The 271-nt window shown below is 72.0% G+C and carries 1 protein-coding gene; it reads left to right on the top strand.

The window, feature by feature from the left end; translation table 11 throughout:
• Window positions 1–271: cation diffusion facilitator family transporter (locus tag SB751_RS30655; RefSeq protein WP_410749106.1), on the top strand; the 271-nt coding region annotated here is incomplete at both ends.

Here is a 271-nt window from a genome sequence, read left to right as displayed (position 1 = left end):
CTCGGACGCCGCATCGTCGCTCGTCGTCGCGATCGGCATCGTCGGCAGCCTCGCCGGCGTACGCCTGCTCGACCCGATCGCTGCCGCGATCGTCGGCTTCATGGTCGCGCGCATGGGCTGGACGTTCGGCTATGACGCGTTGCAGGACCTGTCGGATCGCGCGCTCGACACGTCCGCGTCGGCCGAGATCCGCGCGCTGCTCGTGGCCACGCCGGGCGTGCGCGACGTGCACGAGCTGCGCACGCGCAAGATGGGCGATGCGGCGCTCGTC

Source organism: Cupriavidus sp. SIMBA_020 (assembly GCF_046535395.1).
In the GTDB taxonomy this organism is placed as follows: Bacteria; Pseudomonadota; Gammaproteobacteria; order Burkholderiales; family Burkholderiaceae; genus Cupriavidus; species Cupriavidus campinensis.
The sequence above is the reverse complement of the archived record's forward strand: the minus strand, read 5'-3'. Positions and strand labels throughout refer to the sequence as shown.